19 protein-coding genes are annotated in these 20,867 nt (G+C 41.4%); 7 read left to right on the top strand and 12 right to left on the bottom strand.

Going from position 1 to position 20,867, the window contains the following annotated elements:
* Positions 1-66 precede the first annotated feature (66 nt).
* Both ACPZ3T_RS25795 and ACPZ3T_RS25790 read right to left on the bottom strand, forming a co-directional pair.
* Positions 67-2,343, bottom strand: a complete 2,277-nt coding sequence (locus ACPZ3T_RS25795; RefSeq protein WP_490272282.1) for a peptidoglycan DD-metalloendopeptidase family protein — start codon at positions 2,341-2,343, stop codon at positions 67-69.
* An 830-nt stretch (positions 2,344-3,173) separates the two neighbouring features.
* Positions 3,174-3,635 (bottom strand): tRNA (cytidine(34)-2'-O)-methyltransferase, encoded by a 462-nt coding sequence (locus ACPZ3T_RS25790; RefSeq protein WP_490272281.1) that lies wholly within the window; start codon positions 3,633-3,635, stop codon positions 3,174-3,176.
* Between the two features lie 185 nt (positions 3,636-3,820).
* On the opposite strand from ACPZ3T_RS25790, the gene ACPZ3T_RS25785 reads away from it, so the two are divergent.
* Complete coding sequence (locus ACPZ3T_RS25785; protein ID WP_490272280.1) at positions 3,821-4,102, top strand: hypothetical protein; 282 nt, start codon at positions 3,821-3,823, stop codon at positions 4,100-4,102.
* Here the strand turns inward: ACPZ3T_RS25785 and gshA are convergent.
* From gshA to ACPZ3T_RS25765, 4 genes are all read right to left on the bottom strand, one after another.
* Positions 4,099-5,238 carry a glutamate--cysteine ligase gene (gene gshA, locus ACPZ3T_RS25780; RefSeq protein WP_490272279.1) on the bottom strand — a complete coding sequence of 380 codons (1,140 nt, stop codon included), beginning with the start codon at positions 5,236-5,238 and terminating at the stop codon, positions 4,099-4,101. The two genes, ACPZ3T_RS25785 and gshA, sit on opposite strands and share 4 nt — an antisense overlap.
* Before the next feature lie 306 nt (positions 5,239-5,544).
* On the bottom strand, positions 5,545-5,937 hold the full coding sequence (locus ACPZ3T_RS25775) for a type II toxin-antitoxin system death-on-curing family toxin (RefSeq protein WP_490272278.1): 393 nt from the start codon (positions 5,935-5,937) through the stop codon (positions 5,545-5,547).
* Positions 5,934-6,161 carry an AbrB/MazE/SpoVT family DNA-binding domain-containing protein gene (locus tag ACPZ3T_RS25770; RefSeq protein WP_490272277.1) on the bottom strand — a complete coding sequence of 76 codons (228 nt, stop codon included), beginning with the start codon at positions 6,159-6,161 and terminating at the stop codon, positions 5,934-5,936. The genes ACPZ3T_RS25775 and ACPZ3T_RS25770 overlap by 4 nt, the downstream gene beginning before the upstream one ends.
* A gap of 353 nt (positions 6,162-6,514) precedes the next feature.
* Entirely contained in the window at positions 6,515-7,435 is a 921-nt protein-coding gene (locus ACPZ3T_RS25765) for a histone deacetylase family protein (RefSeq protein ID WP_490272276.1), read from the bottom strand.
* 115 nt (positions 7,436-7,550) lie between these two features.
* Here ACPZ3T_RS25765 and ACPZ3T_RS25760 point away from each other — a divergent pair, with 115 nt between their 5' ends.
* Positions 7,551-8,591, top strand: coding sequence for a mechanosensitive ion channel family protein (locus tag ACPZ3T_RS25760; RefSeq protein WP_490272275.1), 1,041 nt, complete (start codon positions 7,551-7,553; stop codon positions 8,589-8,591).
* Positions 8,592-8,593: 2 nt separating this feature from the next.
* Here ACPZ3T_RS25760 and ACPZ3T_RS25755 read toward each other — a convergent pair whose 3' ends face one another.
* Both ACPZ3T_RS25755 and hemJ read right to left on the bottom strand, forming a co-directional pair.
* A complete protein-coding gene (locus tag ACPZ3T_RS25755; protein ID WP_490272274.1) occupies positions 8,594-9,457 on the bottom strand; it encodes a DUF6671 family protein in 864 nt (287 codons plus the stop codon).
* A gap of 451 nt (positions 9,458-9,908) precedes the next feature.
* Positions 9,909-10,493, bottom strand: coding sequence for a protoporphyrinogen oxidase HemJ (hemJ, locus tag ACPZ3T_RS25750; protein WP_490272273.1), 585 nt, complete (start codon positions 10,491-10,493; stop codon positions 9,909-9,911).
* A 242-nt stretch (positions 10,494-10,735) separates the two neighbouring features.
* Between hemJ and ACPZ3T_RS25745 the strand changes: the two genes are divergently transcribed.
* From ACPZ3T_RS25745 to ACPZ3T_RS25735, 3 genes are all read left to right on the top strand, one after another.
* On the top strand, positions 10,736-13,117 hold the full coding sequence (locus ACPZ3T_RS25745) for a heavy metal translocating P-type ATPase (protein WP_490272272.1): 2,382 nt from the start codon (positions 10,736-10,738) through the stop codon (positions 13,115-13,117).
* A gap of 58 nt (positions 13,118-13,175) precedes the next feature.
* A complete protein-coding gene (locus ACPZ3T_RS25740) occupies positions 13,176-13,352 on the top strand; it encodes a hypothetical protein (RefSeq protein ID WP_490272271.1) in 177 nt (58 codons plus the stop codon).
* 139 nt (positions 13,353-13,491) lie between these two features.
* Complete coding sequence (locus ACPZ3T_RS25735; protein WP_490272270.1) at positions 13,492-13,905, top strand: heavy metal-responsive transcriptional regulator; 414 nt, start codon at positions 13,492-13,494, stop codon at positions 13,903-13,905.
* Between the two features lie 183 nt (positions 13,906-14,088).
* Here ACPZ3T_RS25735 and ACPZ3T_RS25730 read toward each other — a convergent pair whose 3' ends face one another.
* Positions 14,089-14,664, bottom strand: a complete 576-nt coding sequence (locus ACPZ3T_RS25730; RefSeq protein ID WP_490272269.1) for an HdeD family acid-resistance protein — start codon at positions 14,662-14,664, stop codon at positions 14,089-14,091.
* A gap of 53 nt (positions 14,665-14,717) precedes the next feature.
* A complete protein-coding gene (locus ACPZ3T_RS25725) occupies positions 14,718-16,064 on the bottom strand; it encodes an erythromycin esterase family protein (protein WP_490272268.1) in 1,347 nt (448 codons plus the stop codon).
* A gap of 240 nt (positions 16,065-16,304) precedes the next feature.
* Between ACPZ3T_RS25725 and ACPZ3T_RS25720 the strand changes: the two genes are divergently transcribed.
* Entirely contained in the window at positions 16,305-16,937 is a 633-nt protein-coding gene (locus ACPZ3T_RS25720; RefSeq protein WP_490272267.1) for a bifunctional 4-hydroxy-2-oxoglutarate aldolase/2-dehydro-3-deoxy-phosphogluconate aldolase, read from the top strand.
* 104 nt (positions 16,938-17,041) lie between these two features.
* Here ACPZ3T_RS25720 and ACPZ3T_RS25715 read toward each other — a convergent pair whose 3' ends face one another.
* Complete coding sequence (locus ACPZ3T_RS25715; protein ID WP_490272266.1) at positions 17,042-18,484, bottom strand: RtcB family protein; 1,443 nt, start codon at positions 18,482-18,484, stop codon at positions 17,042-17,044.
* A gap of 348 nt (positions 18,485-18,832) precedes the next feature.
* Between ACPZ3T_RS25715 and ACPZ3T_RS25710 the strand changes: the two genes are divergently transcribed.
* Positions 18,833-19,348, top strand: coding sequence for a L,D-transpeptidase (locus ACPZ3T_RS25710; protein ID WP_490272265.1), 516 nt, complete (start codon positions 18,833-18,835; stop codon positions 19,346-19,348).
* 567 nt (positions 19,349-19,915) lie between these two features.
* On the opposite strand, the gene ACPZ3T_RS25705 is transcribed toward ACPZ3T_RS25710, so the two are convergent.
* Positions 19,916-20,824 (bottom strand): metallophosphoesterase family protein, encoded by a 909-nt coding sequence (locus tag ACPZ3T_RS25705; protein ID WP_490272264.1) that lies wholly within the window; start codon positions 20,822-20,824, stop codon positions 19,916-19,918.
* Positions 20,825-20,867 lie beyond the last annotated feature (43 nt).

Genomic DNA, 20,867 nt, shown 5'->3' with positions numbered 1-20,867 from the left:
AAAAGAGGGAGCTTAATTACTCCCTCTTTATAACTAGCTAATATTGAAATTAAAAACAGGTATTAGTTAGATGCGGTTTTTCGGTAGCATCGCTATGGGGTTAACTGCTCCTTTACCTGCTGGATGAATTTCAAAGTGCAGGTGTGGCCCAGTGCTAAAACCGGTGCTACCCATGTTAGCAATATGCTGCCCTTGGGTTACTTGTTGACCGACTCGGACGAAAATTTTGCTGTTGTGAGCGTAACGAGTTAAGCTGCCATCCGAATGACGGATATCTACAAGATTGCCATAGCCGCCGTTATTCCAGCCTGCTTTTTCGACAATACCATCAGATGCTGTAATAATTGGCGTACCAACAGCGTTAGCAATATCAATACCTCTGTGCATTCTTCCCCAACGCCAACCATAGCCGGATGTCAGTACACCTCTAGCTGGCCAAACGTAAGTTGTAGAAGCACTTGATGGAACAGGTGTATTCTCATCAATGGTTCTGGGTAGATATTGGTCTACAGCAGCTAGTGGTGGTAGCTTACCTGGAGACACAGTTCTTCCCCGCATATTGCCTAAAGAGTCGGCAGCATCCAAACCAGCCGGAGGTGTTGCTACTCTCACACTCGATGGATTTCGGGATGGTTTCAACTGACTAGGTTCACGGTTAGGCAAGAACTCCGGGTTAACTGGCTCATTATCCAGAGGACGAGTAGCGCGGAATGTCGGCTTAACTGGTTCGTTAGCGTAGCCAGATGTCAGAGGTGTGGGAACAGTAATAGGAATAGAAAAATTACTTTGATTAGCAACAGGTCTAGAGACTGTCAAGTCATTGGGAGTAGCTACGGGAATGGGAATAGCTACATTTTCTGTTGTTTGGGATGTAGCATTTCTGCCAGACTGTTGAGCGCGGTATTTTGCTTGTAGTCTTTTGATTTCGGCTTGTAAGCTACGTAAACGCTCGTTTTTAGCTCTAGCTACTCTGTCATTAGACTTTTTCGGTTTCTGTATTTCTACGAAAGCTCTGGGAACAGGTGTGTCACCACCTATACCTTGAGTGATGGGGTTAGTCGCAGTTGTTTCTGAAGGCTCAACAGAAGTTGTTGCTTGGTTGTCGCTATCTTCAGAGGGTGTTGTGGGTACAGCAACACTGCTGTTATCAGCTAAAACAGGTGTTGGTACAGTAATTGGCTGGGAATTAACGCTAGTGGGTTTAACAGGAGTACTAGCTATTTCCGAGTTAATTGGGTACTGTCTGTTGCTGGGGTTCTGAGCTACAGGAATCACCAATTTTTGGCTAATTTGCAGCTGATTGGGATTACTGATGCCATTAGCTTTGACTAATTCAGAAACAGAAGTATTGTATCTGCTAGCGATCGCTGCTAGGGTATCTCCTGGTTTGACTTCGTAATTAGCCTGTTGTGTTGGTGCAGTAATTGTAGGTGCAACTGGGGCAACTGGTGTAACTATTGGTGTAGTTGTTGCTGGTTGCTGCACGGGAATAGTAATCGGCTGTGGCTGTTGTACAGTTGTTGCTAACTGCTCTTGATTACTAGTGGTCGCAGTTGGCGACTGTTGGATAACTGTGCCGTTAGTGTTCAGAGGGGGCAACTGATTGGCTATAACCTTTGGCTCTTTTAAGCTAGAGGTATCTTTGGATAAATCTTTTGACTCCTCAGACCGCAACTGTGCCAGACTTTTTCTTAAACGGTTCGATTTTTCCTGGAGGCGATTCAGAGCAAATTCTTGCTGTGCCTTCAATTGAGGATTAATTTCACTACTAGCAGCTTGACTATCTGCTGCTACATCTGTTTGTGGTTGGGTTTTTATAAATGTAGTTTGTTGACCATCAACATCATTAGTTTGAGCAAGCGGCTCTCCAGATTGAGCTTGCTCTGGCTGTGATTTTTGGTCTTGCTTGTCTATGGAAGTTTTGTAAGCTGCTAAATTTTGAGAAAGAGTTTCTGAGGTAGAAACTGGCACAGACATTCCACTTGCCAAAACCTGCCATTTAGCTTCAAGCCCAGGCAATTGTGAAACTGCTGTTGGTTCAAGTATGACAGAATTTTCTGGCACACTTGTTGATAAGACTATGGGAGTCCCCAGCTTTGTGGGAGCAAATTTCACTTGATTATCAGAGGTGACAGAAGCATTTGAGGTGGCTTTCTGGCTACCTACAGGTGCTGCTGCTTGGGCTTGATCGCTTTGCCGAGTCACCAAAAGGCTGGTTGCTCCCATCGAGATTGCTAAACCAATCATGGCTACTTGTGTACGCGCTCGGCGATTCGCCTTATTGTTCGCCACGTTCAGTTGATCCACTGGTGCATCATCGCTGCTAGGGGTATTATTCAACACAGCTTTTACTCTTTTTTTCAATGCTCGTTTCAAAGACGACCTCCTATGATCAATAGTGCTTAACTGACCTAGATTTTCCAGTTGGAACTAGTCAACGATCTAGATCACATCACACGATAGATCAAGATCACTTTTACCAGAGATACTTAGGCAAGATTAACCTGGTTCTCTGATTTAGACAAGTTCACACCTGTTAGCAAACCTTAAAAAGTTGCTATGCTGACTTGTCCGTTTAACTCCTCACCCCCTCACACAGTTTGCTATTCACAGAGTTGTCTTTAGTTACTCTTGCTTTCGGCGGTCTGACTAGAAAATACATGATACTTTCCAAGGAAACAGTCGCTGTGAGCAACTCTCACTAAGACTTCTGGAAAAGCGATGCCCCCTGATGTAAATATCTTCAAGGGTTTTTTAGCAGATCCGTCTTCCCAACAGGAGACTTTACGTTGATTATTCCCTAAAAAACAACCGTACAAACTCACAACTGCTTTTTTGCTCCTGAAAAATATTTATTCACCAAAAAGGCCGCAAAGTCTATATAAGAAAGGGTTTTGAATTTTTTGTTCCCTATTCCTCCAGCTTTTTAATTCATCAAAATCTATCATTCAAATTTGCTAAGTGATGAAATTTGATATACAAATTTCTTATCATAAAAACATTTATTTTTTCTAAATTTTAAATATAATTACAGTTGACAATCAAAAATAACGTAATCAATATTACAGGAATACATATATATACGAAAGATTTACAAGCTTAAAAGTCTTATTTCGTAATGAAAATACATATTTTGCGTAAGCAAAATTACTTACGCAAATTTTAGTTCACAATTACAGTAAATAACCTAACTGGCGACGGGCTTCAAATAGACCGATAGCTACACTGACTGATAAATTCAAGCTGCGAACACCTGGTTGAGCCATTGGGATATGTAAGAGACCATCGCAAATTGACAAAGCTTCTGTTGATAAGCCAGTGGTTTCACTTCCGAACAATAGCCAATCATCATCTTGAAATTGGTAGTGAATGTAATTGGAACTGCCACGGACAGAAAAACCTAATAATCTGCCTCCACGCTCTTGATGCGCTATTTTAAAAGCTTCTACAGATTTGTGATAGTGCAGCTTGACGTAAGGCCAGTAGTCCAAGCCGGCTCGTTTGAGGTAGCGATCGCTAATTTCAAATCCCAAAGGGCCTACTAAATGTAACTCTGTACCTGTCGCCGCACAAGTACGAGCAATATTACCTGTATTCGGAGGAATTTGCGGATTAACTAAAACTACCTGGGGCATTGTCCGTAAAACTATTATTTGTATAAAAAGATATATTTATCACGAAAAATCTACCAATAGACACAGGCTAACGATAGGTTTTGTTAATAAATGTCAAGCTAGAGATATAGATTAGATTTTTAAAAGCAAAAATTGCTACTTTTATCTACTTAACATTGAAGATTTTTGGTAGAGACGGGGGTTTATTGGGCAGAGCGGGGGGCAGGGGGCAGGGAGCAGGGGGCAGGGGGAAGGGAGCGGGGGGACAAGGAAGACAAGGGAGACAAGGGAGACAAGGGAGGGGGGAGTGTGGGGAGAGAGGGGAGTGTGGGGGGAAAGATTTGTTCTCCACCATCCCACACCTCCCACACCTCCCACACCTCCCACACCCTGCCCTGACGAGGTTTCAGCTTAACAAGCGTGCCATGCCCGATGCCCGATGCCCGATGCCCGATGCCCAATGCCCAATGCCCAAAAATTATGATTAAGCTGCCAGAGAAGAACACAATTTATCTTGTAGTTCGATTTCTCGTTCGTAAGTTGCGGTAATGGCTTGAGTGATGACTTGCTGGCTATCTAAACCAATTTTATGGAGTTGTAGCCAATGCTGGGCTTCGTTACCGGCGCGGAGGATTTTTTGTAAAGGAGAGAGGAAACAGCTAAAACCTTCTTCTTTGGCGATCGCCCAAACTTCTGCATAGATTTCACTGATCCAATCTCTGGCGATGATGGTGCGCCCATCTTGCCAATGTGTGAGTTGAGCATCAAGGCTAGTGGTAGCGGCTGCTATTTCGTTTTTGCTGGTGATGCTGATCAGTTCTTCGGGAGACAAAATACTTTGGGTTAAAGGATCTAAATCAGGATTTTTGATGAGTTGGAGTAATCGCGCTTCCAATAGGGCTGTAATGGCAAGTAAGGCGATGGGATCTGTCACTAAGTCACAAATTCTCAATTCGAGGCGATTCAAATCATAAGGACGGCGATCGCCATTTGGCCTGACTGATGCCCACAGGTGACGGACGTTTTGCATTGTCCCCGCAGCTAATTGCTGTTCTACCCATTCAATATGATGGGCATGATTTTCAAACAGTGGAACATAGGCTGGTGTTTGGGGAAAAACAGCCCAACGGGTGGAGTGATAACCGGTAGCTTTACCATCCAAAAAGGGTGATGAAGCACTTAAGGCTAAAAATAAGGGTGCTTCCAGGCGAATCAAGCGACAAGCCCGCATTAACACTTCTGGATCATCTATACCTATATTGATATGAACGCTAGCGGTAACAACTTTCGTGTGATAGGTGTTTTCAATGTAGTCATGATAGGGGTTAGCCGGATTGGAACGCATAAAGCGATCGCTTCCCCCTAAAGATAAGGTACTCCCCGGAATTAGGGTATAGTCTCCTAATTTTTGCAGATATTTTCGCAATTCTCGCCGAGGACGCAGCAAGGCACACAACAGACTTTCATAATTCTGTAAGGGACTGGTTGTGTATTCGACGTTGCGACTGTCTGGTTCTCTGACAAATCCATCTAAGTCAGCCACAATTTTATCGGAAAGACCGACGATTTCCCCTTGAGGTGTACCTGTGTACATTTCAATTTCAAAGCCTTTTAATAAGCCCACTGCGTTCTCCTCGGCTCTTCCTGCCTATAGATTTTATCGACGTTGAACCAATTTCTGTATCGCCTATGAGAGCTAATTTTCGGTTAAGAATTATGGAATTTCACCTTACCTACAGACAAGGTAAATCTTGAGAGTCTAAATTAACTCTCAATTCATAATTTCTAACAATCTTTAATCTCAATTTGATTAGAAATACTTATTTAGAGTGTACATCCTAATACTTAAATTATCTGTTGAGTTCGGTAACTAGTGAAGGGTAATTACGATTTATTGATGTGGATTACCGATGTTAGCCCTACACCCTGTTCACAGCAATTGATCAGCATATTTTGCTAACCAAATCTGCAAAGTATTTTCGTCAATCTCCCCAGAAGCTAAACTCTCCATGACTAATACTATTTCCGGCTCTGGCGCATTGAAACTATAAGCATTCAACCCCAAAAAAACATACATCGTCATAAAAGCTGTACGCTTATTGCCATCTAGAAAGGGATGATTTTTACACAAAGCAAAACCATAAGCCGCCGCCAATTCCAAGAGCGAAGCCTGCGGCTGATCAGAAAATTTATGCCGGGGACGGGCTAAACTCGCTTCTAATAACCCCGTATCTCTCACCCCAGATAAACCGCCATACTGAGAAATCAAATCCTCATGGATAGCAAGCACCATCTGTTTTGTCAGCCAAGTTGGTTCATTCACTTAGCAAGTTCTTTCAACGCATGACGAAACTTCTGGCTACCTTCCCGATAAATGGCCATCGCTTTCTCAAATTCAGGATCATAAGGACTAAGCTGGAGTCCATGTTCTGTTTCCGTCACAAATAAAATATCCCCTTCAGAAAGGTTGAGCTTTTCTAACAACTCCTTAGAAAATGTCACCCCCACAGAATTACCAATTTTGCGTAACTTTAAAGTCTGGATCATAAAACTTTTTTCTATGTAATTACGAGCGTAACTACTATATTACCCTTAAATTCCCAACTCGTGACATCCTTTTCTATTCTGGCTGAGTAAAATTTGCAGTGGGAAAAGTTATGTTTCGCGTTCTTGAAGTAACAAGTAATAAGTCATGGGTATTTACTCCAGGACTTAGGCAAGTGTCACAATTGATAGTTGGTGCGTGACGCTATAAGTCTCATGACTACGTTCCAATACTTTCGCAGCGTCACACACCCTACGTGAAAAATATGCCAGTTGCGTAAGTCCTATACTCATTACTCATTACTCATTACTCATTACTCATTACTCATTACTTATTAGATGACACCAAAACTGTATTAGTATAATTTATACTGATGGTAAACCTCACTTGCGGCACGATGGACTAGAGAGTGTCGCCAAACCAAAGATTTTAGATCATCTGCATAACCACCGCCAATGACACAGGCGACGGGATAACCAGCACTCACACAGGTAGTTAATACCTGCATTTCTCGACGGAAAAGGCCAGTATCAGTTAAGGCTAATTTACCTAAGCGATCGCCTATATGCGGATCAACACCAGCATCATATAATACCAAGTCTGGCTTGACTTCAGATAACAAATCTGGTAAGTAATTCGCCAAGGTTTGTAAATAAGCGTCGTCTTCCATTCCTACGGGTAGAGCAACATCTAAATCACTTTTTTGTTTTGTACCAGGAAAGTTAACTTCGCAGTGCATGGAGAAGGTAAATACACTGTCATCATCTTGGAAAATAAACGCTGTACCGTCTCCTTGATGGACATCTAAATCAACAATCAGGATTTTCTGTACTAGTCCTTGTTTTTGGAGAACACGAGTGGCGATCGCTAAATCGTTGAAAATACAAAAACCAGATCCATAACTGGGAAAGGCGTGATGAGTTCCACCAGCCGTATTACAAGCTAAACCTTGATTTAATGCTAACTGTGCCGTGAGTATTGTCCCACCGACTGCCACACAGGTACGATTGGCTAATGCTGGACTCCAAGGTAAACCAATGCGACGCTGTGCTTTAACATCTAATGTGCCTTGACAGTAAGCTTGCACATAATCGGGCGTATGAATTAACTCAATTAAGTCTAAGTGCGGGCGCGTTGGTGTATGAAATTGTTCTATGTGTGCTACACCTTCAGTTAACAGCAACTCATAGAGCTTTTGGAACTTTGGCATCGGGAAACGATGACCTTCAGGTAATGGTGCAACATAATCAGGGTGATAAATAATTGGTAGATCCATGTTATTTATTTTCACCTGAATTGTAGTATTCGATCCATCTGGAGATTTGTGATTGTGTACTGATGATGTAAAATCTTGCAGTAATCATCCCCTTGTCTGAAATTCTAAATTAATAATGATGGACTGGATTTTACCTTTAGGCTTTATCTTAGTTGGCTTGCTGATGGGAATAATTGGTGAGACATTTATTTTCAAGAGACTGAAAAAATTTGCCACCAGTAAACAAATTCCCGGCAGCAATATCATATTTACATCTCTGCAACGGATGCCTTTTGTTTGGTTTGTACTTGCAGGTTTTTCCGGTGCTGTTGTCACTGCGCCGATTAAAACAGATGTGATTATTTTATTGCAAAAAATCACTACGATAGTTTTCCTATTTTCAGTTACCTTAGTTTTAGCTAGACTGAGTGCGGGTTTCGTCCGTCTATACACTAAGACCACAGAAAGAGCAACAGCATCTCTGATATCTAACCTAGCTAAAGCTGCTGTTTTAGGATTAGGAGGATTAATCTTACTCCAAACTTTGGGAATTGCTATTACTCCGATTATTACCACTTTAGGAGTCGGAGGTTTAGCGGTTGGTTTAGCATTACAAGATACCCTTGCTAATTTATTTTCTGGTTTTTATCTAATTCTTTCTAAACAAGTGAGAACTGGAGATTATGTCAAATTAGATGATGGTAATGAAGGATATGTGACTGATATTTCTTGGCGTAATACCAGCATTAAAGAGCTTTCTAATAATGTAGTCATAGTTCCTAATTCTAAACTCGGTTCAACAATTTTCACTAATTATCATCTTCCAGCTAAAGAAATTACTTTAACGATGACTTTAGGTGTAAGTTACAATAGTGATTTAGAGTATGTAGAACGGGTGACGGTAGAAGTAGCTAAAGAAGTGATGCAAGAAATTGCCCCGGAATTAATTAAGAATGAACCATATATCAGATTTCATACTTTTGGGGATTTTAGTATAGACTTCACATTATATATGCGTGTCAGTGAATATTTTGATCAACGCATTGGCAAACACTTGTTTATCAAGAAACTGCATAAACGTTATCAAGAAACAGGAATTTCTATTCCTTTCCCCATTCGAGATATTTACATCAAAGAAAATGTTAATTCTGACGGCGAATTAATAAGTGATAACTGAAGTTAAGGGTTACAGTACATACATTGGGCAGGATTGGCAAATTGTTCACCATTAGGAAATAATTTTTCTTGTCTAAACCCACATTTTTTACATTGATACATCACACTATGGGTTAATGTGGTGGGCAGATGACATATTTCACAAGGTAAACCGGGGATGCGTTCAGTAATTTCAAATCCCGGTGTTTGACATTGAGGACAGCGACTATTAATTTTATCTAGTAAATTACGGGTGGCTGCTTCTATATTCTTCATGCGGGTAGGATTGTACATTGCCCGCATATCTGTTTCAATAGTTATTTGATTGTTGTGGGCATTGTTTAAAGCCAAGTTCAGAGCTTCTAGGAATTTGGCTTCGGTGTTAATACCTTTGATAATTTGCGGATGACTATTTTTCGACACCGCAAAACTAACAACAAGTCCATGTTCAGGAAAGCCGATTTTATCAGCAAATTCATAGGCTGCATCTAAATTTTCAACAACTTGATGATTAAAGTTAGTTTCTGTAGAAAATTGCTCACCAATAATTTCTAAGTTATTAATTTTATCTAATAAAATGACTATTTCTCGATTAGCGTAAATATAAGGTATTATGGGATGAGGATTAAAACTACCTTCGCTGGCGATCGCTAAATTTTCTCCAGTCAATTCTAGAGCTTTTTGGGCTTTTAACTTAGCGGCTGCTATTTGCGTACCTGGGCGTTTTACTTCCCTGGTAAATGTGCCGAAAATATCTGTATTAAATTCCTGGGGAACTATCGCCTTAACTCCTAATCCCTGTTCTAACAGGGGAGCAATCACTTTTTCTTTCTGGTGCATTGTCGCTATCACAGCCAGGCGATCGCTAAATAATTCCTGATATTGCATATAACATCTACCTGAGATATCCCAACTATTTTTTAATATTTTTTAATTTAGCAGGACTTACGCAAGTATCACAATTAATGGTTGGTGCGTGACGCTATGAGTTTGATAAATAACGCCGTGTGCAACTTGTTTTAAACCTAATACCATTTCACAAAAAATATGATGCAAATGTAGGTTGGGTTGAGGAACGTAGGCGCAGCCTTCTCGAAGAGTAACCCAACACCTCAAAGTCTTGTGATTGTTGGGTTTCACTTCGTACCCCTACGGGGAAGCAAGCTACAACCCAACCTACGCATCTGTTTCATTCTTTTCATGAATTGCTATAACCCCCAACTCCTTCCCTTGTAGGGAAGGGGAGCAAGAATCAAAGTAGAGACGTTGCATGCAACGTCTCTACAGTTGCAGGGGAGAGGGGTTTCAAGAATAATTAGAATATCTCAAACAATCCTATCTAACTTTGTTCTTGAGGAACTTGTCCTATTTGGGCTGTGAGTTTTTCTTTATCCAGTCTACGCTTTCTGGCGTAAAGTTGAATTGTCACCGCCATCAAAATAATCAGTCCAAAAACCAACCAAGCTGTGATATCTGTCGGTAGATTATTCTTAAACACAGCTAGCATCACTATCACCACCAGCATAACTGTAGGTGCTTCATTCAATGCCCGTAACTGCTGCCCACTCCATCGACATTCATCGGCGGCTAACTTCTTCATTAACCGACCACAGTAATGATGATAACCCAACAGCAAAGCCACACACAGCAACTTGAAGTGTAACCAACCCTGTTTTAAAACTTCCGGTTCTGTACTTAATAAACCAATAGCCATTGCTACCGTCACCAACATTCCTGGCGTAGTGATGATGTTATACAGGCGTTTCTCCATAATTTGATACTGATTTTTCAGTATCGTCCGTGCGGGTTCTGGTTCTTGGTTAGCTTCTACATGATAGATGAATAACCTGACCAAGTAGAACAACCCCGCAAACCAAACCACAATGCCAATAATATGAAATGCTTTAAACCAGGAATATGCCATGAATCCCAACCTGCCTTTGTGAATCTCTTCTCTTAATAATTGCCAGTCCTATCATTATCAGGTTAAGGCAAAACATGATTCCACATTGCAGATATGTGAAGAACTGTAACTTTGAGTCAATATTTCCCCTCCTACACCACCTTATTTTGTATTGCAACATTTAATTTTTAATTCCCCAAAAGACTTGACTCTCCAGTTGACTGGAGGATTCAAGATAAAAGTGTACCAATGGGGTGAGCAATATGGATAATGCCACATTGAAACTGCGCGGGATGAGTTGTGCGGCTTGTGCCAAAAATATTGAAGATGCTATCACTGCTGTGACTGGGGTGGAGGAATGTAGCGTTAACTTTGGCGCAGAACAGGCAACAATCAAATATGATGCCCAAAAAACGGATTTACAAACTATCCAAAATGCGGTGAGTGCAGCCGGTTACTCTGCTTATCCATTGCCGGAACAAACCCTGATGACAGGGGATGATGATGATGACAAAAGACATCACCAGCAAGAGTTACAGGATTTACAGCAGAAGTTGATAGTAGGCGGAATTATTAGTATTGTGCTGTTAATTGGTTCACTGCCAATGATGACAGGATTACACCTACCTTTCATTCCCGCATGGCTGCATAACCCTTGGTTGCAATTCATCTTAACTACACCTGTACAATTTTGGTGCGGTCAAAAATTTTATATCAACGCCTGGAAAGCTTTCAAACGTCATAACGCCACAATGGATACATTGATAGCTTTGGGTACAAGTGCGGCATATTTTTATTCTCTATTTGCTACGGTATTTCCTGGTTTTTTCGTCAGTCAGGGTTTGATGGCAGATGTATATTATGAAACTGCTGTAATTGTCATTACCTTAATTTTATTAGGACGTTTATTTGAGCATCGCGCCAAGAGTCAAACCTCAGAAGCCATCCGTAAATTAATCGGGTTACAAGCTAAAACAGCGCGGTTAATTCGCAACGGACAAGAAATAGACGTGCCAATTGCAGAAGTAGAAATTGGTGATGTGGTGTTAGTTCGTCCTGGGGAAAAGATTCCTGTGGACGGGGAAGTAATTAACGGTGCTTCTACAGTTGATGAAGCAATGGTGACAGGGGAAAGTCTACCTGTGAAAAAGCAGGTAGGGGATGAGGTAATTGGCGCGACTATTAATAAAACAGGGAGTTTCCAATTTCGGGCTACACGGGTAGGTAAGGATACTGTACTGGCGCAGATTGTACAGTTAGTACAGCAAGCGCAAGGTTCTAAAGCTCCTATTCAAAGACTAGCAGACCAAGTTACAGGTTGGTTTGTGCCGGTGGTGATTGCGATCGCTCTCCTGACTTTGATAATTTGGTTTAATATCATGGGCAACATCACCCTGGCATTGATGACTACCGTCGGGGTGTTAATTATCGCTTGTCCCTGTGCTTTGGGTTTAGCTACACCAACATCTGTGATGGTAGGTACAGGTAAAGGTGCGGAAAACGGCATTTTAATTAAGGGTGCAGAAAGTTTAGAACTAGCACACAAAATTAAAACCATTGTTTTAGACAAAACCGGCACAATTACCGAGGGAAAACCCACAGTTACAGATTTTCTGACAGTTAATGGTACAGCTAACAGCAACGAAATCAAGCTATTGCAACTAGCGGCAGCCATAGAACGCAATTCGGAACACCCCCTAGCAGAAGCCGTTGTCAGATATGCTCAATCTCAGGAAGTGAAATTAATAGAAGCCAGAGATTTTACAGCCATTGCCGGGAGTGGTGTCCAAGGTATTGTAAATGATAATCTTGTCCAAATTGGTACACAACGGTGGATGGAAGAATTGGCAATTAACACCCAAGCATTACAACAAGATAAAGAACGTTTGGAATACTTAGGTAAAACTGCCGTTTGGCTAGCAGTAAACGGAGAAATGCAAGCGTTAATGGGAATTGCTGATGCTATTAAACCCAATTCTGTCAAAGCTGTGCAAGCGTTGGAAAAACTTGGCTTAGAAGTTGTGATGTTAACAGGCGACAACCGCCGCACCGCCGAAAGTATCGCCCGTGAAGTTGGTATTAAGCGCGTGTTAGCAGAAGTCCGTCCTGAGCAAAAGGCAGAGGTGGTTAAGTCGCTGCAATTTGAGAAGTGGGGGGGCAGGGGGCAGGGAGCAGGGGGCAGGGGGCAGGGGGCAGAGAGCAATGCGGTCTTGGGCTTTGCCCAAGTGGAGCAATTGCGGAGGAGCAGGGGAGAAAACAGGACTCAGCACTCAATTGTGGCGATGGTTGGGGATGGGATAAATGACGCGCCGGCTTTGGCTCAAGCTGATGTGGGTATTGCTATTGGGACTGGTACAGATATTGCGATCGCTGCTAGCGATATTACCCTCATATCTGGTGATTTGCAAGGTATTGTCACAGCTATTCAACTCAGTCGCGCCACTATCCAAAATATTCGACAAAATCTATTTTTCGCCTTTATTTACAACGTTGCGGGTATTCCTATTGCGGCTGGGATTCTCTTTCCTATTTTCGGTTGGTTACTTAACCCTATTATTGCGGGTGCAGCAATGGCATTTAGCTCGGTTTCAGTAGTTACTAATGCTCTACGTCTGCGTAAATTTCAACCAAAATCAATTCTCTAGGAGTATGGCTAAAATGTTAAGTAAAAAAATAGTTCTTGCGAGTCTAGCAAGTTGCGGATTGATACTTGGTTTATTGCCTCATAAAACTTTAGCAACAATGAATCATCAAGTATCTACAACTCAATTCCGTCGTATTGAACAAACACTACCAATAAAAACTGCTGTGACAATCGGTGGACTAGGGTTAATTGGGTTAGAATTATGGTGGTTTCTTGTAAGTAAATCTCAGTCTTAATTTGTTCTTTTATTGGCATATTAATTGGGAATGGGGCATGGGGCATGGGGCATGGGGCATGGGAGATACTTTTTATTTCGTAGTACGAGAGGACTAAAGTCCTTACTACAAACCTTTAATTATTTACACCGTTCTATTTATGTTGATGCAAGAAGAATCAGAACTAATTGGTTCGGTAGCCAAGAAAAGTGGTGTTCCTATTAAAACCATTCGCTACTATGAAGAACTCGGTCTGTTGAAATCTTCAGGGAGAACTGAGGGGGGATTTAGACTATTTAATGATGATGTTTTTGCTCGTTTGCATTTTATTAAACGCGCTCAAGGTTTGGGTTTGACATTATCAGAAATTAAAGAATTTTTACAAGTCCATGATGCCGGAAAATTACCTTGTGAACACATAAAAACTAAATTAGAAGATAAAGTCAAAGACATTGATCAACAAATTCAACAATTACTAATTCTCAAACAAGAGTTAGAAGGACTACTTTCAGGCTGGGAAATCAAACCTGATAATCCTCACACTACAATTTGTCCCATCATTGAAAAAGAGTGAACCTTAAAATAAGTAGGTCGGCGTAAATAATTATTGTTGGAATAAGGCAGGGAGCAGGGGGCGGGGAGCAGGGGGCAGGGAGCAGGGGGCAGGGAGCAGGGGGAAAAAGAGTTTGAGCCTTATTTACTTTTCTTTACATAGTTTGGTTTTATTGCACCGACTTACTTAATTACGAATTAGGAATTACGAATTATTTTGATTGCTCCAATTACGTACTCGGAAAGAAAGAGCTAATAGTAATACTCCAAAGATAAGGGCATAAATACCAATAATCCAAGCAATGGCTACTGCTCCAGCTAATGGCCAAATTGCCAGCAACACACCAAAGAAAAAGGAAGCAATTCCGGCTATGATTAGTAGCCATTCATTCTCAATTGCCCTTCGCAATTGAAAGGCAGCAATAATTTCAAAAATACCGGTGATAATTGCCCAAGCAGCAATGAGATAAAGCAACACAATGAAAGTAATGCCCGGCCAGATAAATGCTAAAATGCCTACTATTATCCCTACTGCACCTTCAACCAACATTAGCCAAGCATTAGTATCATCGAGACGATCTTTCAAGGCTGCGATCGCTAATAAAAATCCTCCCACCACCAAAAAGGCAGCAAAGAGCAATACTAAGGCCGTAAGAGTAATTCCCGGCCAAAATAGTGCTACTAAACCAAAGAGAATAGCCAGTGTTCCCCGCAAGGCTAATGTCCACCAGTTCCTTGCTAGGCGGTTTCCCATTCTCAATGGATCAAAATTATTTCTCATTGCTTCAAAATTAATCTAGTTGGCAGAAATTCTCTTTTCCCAATCCCCAATTTCTAAAGAGCCGAAGGAAAAGTCTCTGGTGCTTCGCCCATTTCCCAGTAAGCAGTCTTGTCTAGGGGTTCGACTCCCCTAGTATCATCAATGTGAATCAGGGCATCAAATTGATTCGGCAGACAAGCATAATAGTAGTGGCTGACACGCTCGGTTTCGGGTTGGTAAATGACACCAATTGCTCTTTCTAATCTGGGTTCTCTGAGACTGGTAATAGCTGAATTATCATCCCGTAACAACAGCAAAAATTGCGGTAGTTGTGTTTCATGGAATATGGCTTCATAACTACCCGGTAAGGCGGAGCGTACTTGCTTGAGTTCCGTTGTTCCGCCCCAATCAGAAGCGGCTGTGACTGTACCTGTGTAGGTGCTAAACCCGATTAATACCGCATCTTTTCCGTAGCGATCGCGTACTAATTGACCTAAATTCACCTCACCCAATTTTCCCATATCTGTAGCTCTTGCGTCTCCTAGATGGGAATTATGTTCCCAAATCACTATTTTGCTGGGTGTTCCTCGTTTATCCAAATGTTCAACTAGCTGTTCTAGCATTTCTGCCATGTGGCGATCTCGAATATTCCATGATGAAACTCGCCCACTAAACATTGAGCGATAATAAGCCTCGGCATTTTTAACTAATCGTGCGTTCTGTATAGCTGAGAAAAATTCATCTGCTGCTAATTGATGATTTTTGCTGATGTAGTCGGCAGTTTGTTGTTGTAGTTCCACTAGCTGACTAACTACTTCTTGCTCACAGGATTTAGTTAATCCAAAACTAGTTGTATACCCATATTGCCGACTATCTTCACCACAATGATCAAAGCAAGAGTAACGGTAACGGGCGCGTTGGGCTGCTTGGGGATCTATTTGCTCAAGATATTTAATCACTGCTGCCATTGAAGCATACATACTATACAGGTCTAAGCCATAAAAACCAACCTTAATCGCGTTATCTGGTAGATTGTCGTTATATTCACGCAACCAATTGACAAAATTTAAAATATCTGTATTGCGCCACATCCAAGTAGGAAAGCGTTGAAAACCTGCCAGTGCTTCTGCTGGTGTGGGATCTGTACTCACGGCTTGAATATAGCGATTAACACGGTAAGCATCAGGCCAATCTGCTTCTATGGCAACGGCTGTAAAACCCTGCTCTTGAATTAATCTTTTAGTAATCTCAGCCCGTTGGTAATAAAATTCATGAGTGCCGTGGGAAGCTTCCCCAATCAACACAAAACGAGCATTACCAATCAAGTTAATTAATGGATCATAATCTGTAGCTGTACCTATAATTGGGTATGCAGACTGACGCACAGCCTCAACTACGTTAGTGATAGTTGCGTTTACCATAGGATTTACAAAGAAGCACTGCTTTTTCAACCCTGTATCTTTTGTCAGCCAAGAATGATACAGTTTTGCGCTTCTGGGGATATATTCTTGGCCGTTTAAACTCAGAGTAAAAATTTATCCCTCATCTTCCATCTAGCTATTGACGCATCAGGTTTGATGTCTTGATCTATCTGAGGGATGAACAGCTAAAATGCAAATTCTGCATCCTTAAAACAGCCAGAAACTTTGGGAAATATCGAAATGTCTAATCAGGTTTGGTTATCACAGTTGCAACAACAGCGATCGCTTGCAGTTATTCGCGCACCCAAGCTGGAATTAGGACTAGAGATGGCTTTGGCTGTAGCAGATGGGGGGATGAAACTGATTGAAATTACCTGGAATAGCGATCGCGCCGGCGAATTAATTACGCACCTACGCAGCAAATTACCCGAATGTACCATTGGGACAGGGACATTATTTAATGTAGAACAATTGCAAGAGGCGATCGCTGTTGGGGCGCAATTTCTCTTTACACCTCATGTTGATCCTGCCATGATTCAAGCCGCAGTAGCCCAAAATATCCCAATTATCCCTGGCGCACTCACCCCGACGGAAATTATCACAGCTTGGTCTTATGGTGCTAGTTGTGTGAAAGTCTTTCCTGTGCAAGCGGTGGGAGGTGCTAACTATATCAAGAGTTTGCAAGGGCCACTTGGTCATATTCCCTTAATTCCCACTGGGGGAGTCACCCTAGAAAATGCTCCAGAACTGATTCAAGCTGGTGCTATTGCTGTTGGTTTAAGTGGGGAATTATTTCCTAAACACTTAATCATAGAGAGAAATTGGCAGGCGATCGCGCAATTGGCTAGCAACTTACTGCAAAATTTAACTTAACTGCTATCGTTTGTTTCCTGCTCCAGAGTAAAATCACACTTCTGAAACACCATACCAATTGGTGGAAAGCGTTGGTGCAGTGAAACACTACACCATACACTGTTTTACGCTTTAAAAGTCAGCACAGGACTCAACCGGGCGACTACTCCCACCATTCCAGCCTCAACTTGTACATCAATAACTGAGCCAATGGGCTTATAGGCGGCGGGTGCTTCTTCTATTCTGCGTTCTGAGCGTAAAGTGATACAGTCTACCCCAGTTAACCCTAATTCTGCCTCGCTTTGAGATGCACCTCGGCGGTTCAGATCAAAACGGGAACGAAGCCTTCCTGCGCCATGTGAAGCAGAATTGCAAAATGCTAGATTACCTTCACCCACCATCAGGTAAGATTCAGCACCCATTGAACCAGGGATAATTACAGGTTGTCCCGCATAAGCAGGACACGCACCTTTGCGTGTTATCCAGGTTCGGTCTTTTTCTCTTAAGGTGATGTTGTGTGGTAAATCGTAGACTAAAGGGGCTTCCACATCTCCGTAAACTGAGCGCAACCGCAAACGCAGTAACTCGGCTAACAGTAAGCGATTAATAAAACCATAGTTGGCAGCAGTAGCCTGGGCTTGCAGATAGTTTTCTACTAATTCTGGATGAGAATGAGTAGAAAGGGGGAAAATCTGACTATCAGGGTACTTCAGACCTTTTGCCCAAACAGCTTTAGCTTTATCACGCCACATCCCGCCAATATACTTACCGACATTGCGCGAACCTGAGTGAATCATAAAAGCTAGTTGTCCTTCTTTTATTCCCCAAGCATGGGCTAAAGCGCGGTTTTCAACTCGCTCAACTCGCTGTACTTCTAGAAAATGATTCCCAGAACCGATAGTAGCCAAGGAACTATCCCGGACTAATCCATCATGGGGAACTAGTTCAACTGGTGCAAATTTCCAGTTACCATCCATTGAACCATTTAAGAAGATGCGATCGCTTTCCTTGGCAAGTTGTTGTAAGTCAGACTTGATCACACTACCAGTTGGTTGATCTAACATTGCATCCAACCAGCCAGTTACGCCGTACTCAAATAAAGCACGCATCGAGTGAGCAGTCATTGTGACATCACGAGTGCCAAAGAAGTAATCTCCTTTCATGTGTTCTACAAACAAATCACGCTTGGCTAAAAACTCGTCAATAGTTAATTCAGCTACATGAAGACGCATCCCACAATTGATGTCAGAGCCGACAGCCGTGGGGATAATCATATCTTTGGTTTCAACTACTGAACCAATGGCAATACCTGCATCACCAGGATGAAAGTCTGGTGTTGCACAGGCACGGCAGACACATCCACCTGCTGGATGATGAGCATTTGCCAAAGTCGCTAACTGCTTGAGTGCTTTAGCTTCTACAGGAAATTCTTCTGGTAAGAGAACTTCTGCTATGGGTGCATTCAGTGAGTTAGATAAACGAATAGAGTAAACTTGGTCTTTGTATGTAACATCTAGACCTTGCCGTGCTAAAGCACGCATCAGACGCTGGAAATTTTTTGGCTGCATGAATACCCTACAGGATCTATTTATGAGATCCTTTGATTGATGTTGAGGAGTTAAAAGACGTGGGTTCAGCAGCCGCGTCGAAGATATCTTTAAGGGTCGATTCCCAGAACTATGGGGAAAACAACAGAAGATTTCTCAAAATTATAGTTATCTTATAACACAACACCCGATGAAATGGCAAGCTCTAATTTTTCGGCAGTGCGATCGCATAGTTGGATTGCAAGAACATTGATATTGATCGCAATTTATTTAAAACTCGTAATTTTCTCGATGAACTTATGGTAAACCCACAGTTATATTTGATTTCTACAAAACTGATTGCAGTTTGATCATTTGTGTGCTATCACCATGAAAATATTAATGTTCCAGAACTGGAGACACTGTTTAAAAGTATTTGTTGCTGGTGCAGTATTGTCATTAAGTACAATTAACATCAGTCCTGATGATGTGGCGCAAGCTAGTTCACTTAACCAAAAAATTGCCGATAATATCCAAGCTCTCCAAAAATCAGAGGAACGCTGGATTCAGATTAATCTCTCAACCCAGAGATTAATAGCATGGGAAGGTAAAAAACCAGTGTATGCGATCGTTATTTCTTCTGGTAAAAAATCCACACCTACACGCATAGGTAATTTTAAAATTCAATCAAAGCATAAGTCTACGAGAATGCGGGGTAGAACTTATGATGTTCCCAATGTTCCCCATGCGATGTTTTATCAAGGTAATTATGGTATTCATGGTGCTTATTGGCATAAAAAATTTGGTACGCCAGTCAGCCACGGCTGCGTAAATCTTGCCCCGAATCATGCCAAATGGTTATTTAATTGGGCTTCTTTAGGTACACCAGTTGTTATTCATAAATAAAAAACTCCACCTACAAGGGGATGGAGTTTTTGGGCATAGGGAATCGGGCATGGGGCATGGGGAAGAAGCTACCAATGCCCTATGCCCCAAGCGGCGGGGCGGCTGTCCCTCTCCACCCACAAGGGGATGGAGTTTCCCGCCGCTTTCGATAAAATTAGCATAATAAACGAACAATTTCAGCCAATTTAAAGTAATGCCTTTTACAGCATTCAATCCTGATCATCAATTATGAATAAACAAGCAGGAGTGAATGAGGAATAAATAAAGATGGTGAATAAAAATCTAGTCAGCTTGATCAGTTTTATAGCTGCTATAGGTTTCAGTATAGGTGCAATCACCATAATTCAATCAATGAATATACCTGTTCTCATTACTCTCAGTGCTTCTTTATTCAGCAGTTTTGCGTTATTAATTTTTATTTTTATACACAGTTTGATATCTAGTTTTAGATGAAATATCACCCATCTAATTTGATTTATAGAAAAAATCTCATTAGATGTAGATGTAGTAACGCACCAAAACCCTTAATAGAAGGTGCGTTACGAATTACGAATTACGAATTACGAATTACGAATTATTCTTAATGATTCCCCTGTCAAAAATTCGATGATTAGTACCAATAGCAACAACATCAATTCTATCGGGGTACACTTCGTAGGCAGCAAAACTTAAATTACTAGTCGAATATTCTGTCCACTCTGAACGGCCTACAGGACGATTACCTGCACCTGCACCACAAATTAAATAGGTAGTTCCATCAATAGCGCGAGTGCGTTCGTAACTATGTTCATGACCATTAATATACAATTGCACACCATATTTTTTAAATAATGGTGTGAAGGTTTTAATAAAAGCTTGATTATTACCGTAGACACCAGAAGAATAAATAGGATGATGTCCAAATACTACTTTCCAAGTGGCATTACTATTACTTAACTCTTGTTCTAACCAAGGTAATTGATTTTGCCAATCAGCGTTATTGTTAGTATCTAAAGCAAAAAATTGCACGCGATCGCGGCGAAAAGTATAATATCTGCGTCCGTTCATATTAAAGCCAGGATATTTAACTTGGGGTTCACCGTTATCAGTGCGAATATCATGATTACCTAAACAAGCTTGAAATTTTACACCTTGTTTGAGTAAATCTTGATAGGGACGCTCAAAAACAGCCTGCACTTTCTCGATTTCACCGTTGTTGTAAATGTTATCTCCAGCTAAAACCACCAAATCATAAGGATTTTGTTGGTGATAACGCGTCATCGCCTTAGCTACAGCATACTGTCCTTTTGCCCCAGTACCTGTATCGGCTACAGATACAAACCGCAAAAGTAAGTCTTTTTTAGTCGGTGTGGCGGCTGTTGCTAAATCTATTAGTTTAACTTGGTTATTTTGACGAACTAATGTCCAACTTAAAACTCCAGTCCCCAGGGTGGTAAGACTACTTAAAAATAAAAATTGGCGGCGGTTTAGTTTCATTGGTTGTGAAATTCAAGAAATTGATAATTTACGTCTAATGTGA

The organism is Aliinostoc maniaoense, from assembly GCF_058172895.1.
The sequence above is the reverse complement of the archived record's forward strand: the minus strand, read 5'-3'. Positions and strand labels throughout refer to the sequence as shown.

Coding starts and splice junctions, on each gene's coding strand:
- ACPZ3T_RS25705 (WP_490272264.1), bottom strand. CDS start 20,824: ATGAAACTAAACCGCCGCCAATTTTTATTTTTAAGTAGTCTTACCACC.
- ACPZ3T_RS25730 (WP_490272269.1), bottom strand. CDS start 14,664: ATGAGAAATAATTTTGATCCATTGAGAATGGGAAACCGCCTAGCAAGG.
- ACPZ3T_RS25715 (WP_490272266.1), bottom strand. CDS start 18,484: ATGCAGCCAAAAAATTTCCAGCGTCTGATGCGTGCTTTAGCACGGCAA.
- ACPZ3T_RS25745 (WP_490272272.1), top strand. CDS start 10,736: ATGGATAATGCCACATTGAAACTGCGCGGGATGAGTTGTGCGGCTTGT.
- ACPZ3T_RS25735 (WP_490272270.1), top strand. CDS start 13,492: ATGTTGATGCAAGAAGAATCAGAACTAATTGGTTCGGTAGCCAAGAAA.
- ACPZ3T_RS25770 (WP_490272277.1), bottom strand. CDS start 6,161: ATGATCCAGACTTTAAAGTTACGCAAAATTGGTAATTCTGTGGGGGTG.
- ACPZ3T_RS25760 (WP_490272275.1), top strand. CDS start 7,551: ATGATGGACTGGATTTTACCTTTAGGCTTTATCTTAGTTGGCTTGCTG.
- hemJ (WP_490272273.1), bottom strand. CDS start 10,493: ATGGCATATTCCTGGTTTAAAGCATTTCATATTATTGGCATTGTGGTT.
- ACPZ3T_RS25755 (WP_490272274.1), bottom strand. CDS start 9,457: ATGCAATATCAGGAATTATTTAGCGATCGCCTGGCTGTGATAGCGACA.
- ACPZ3T_RS25790 (WP_490272281.1), bottom strand. CDS start 3,635: ATGCCCCAGGTAGTTTTAGTTAATCCGCAAATTCCTCCGAATACAGGT.
- ACPZ3T_RS25765 (WP_490272276.1), bottom strand. CDS start 7,435: ATGGATCTACCAATTATTTATCACCCTGATTATGTTGCACCATTACCT.
- ACPZ3T_RS25710 (WP_490272265.1), top strand. CDS start 18,833: ATGAAAATATTAATGTTCCAGAACTGGAGACACTGTTTAAAAGTATTT.
- ACPZ3T_RS25725 (WP_490272268.1), bottom strand. CDS start 16,064: ATGGTAAACGCAACTATCACTAACGTAGTTGAGGCTGTGCGTCAGTCT.
- ACPZ3T_RS25720 (WP_490272267.1), top strand. CDS start 16,305: ATGTCTAATCAGGTTTGGTTATCACAGTTGCAACAACAGCGATCGCTT.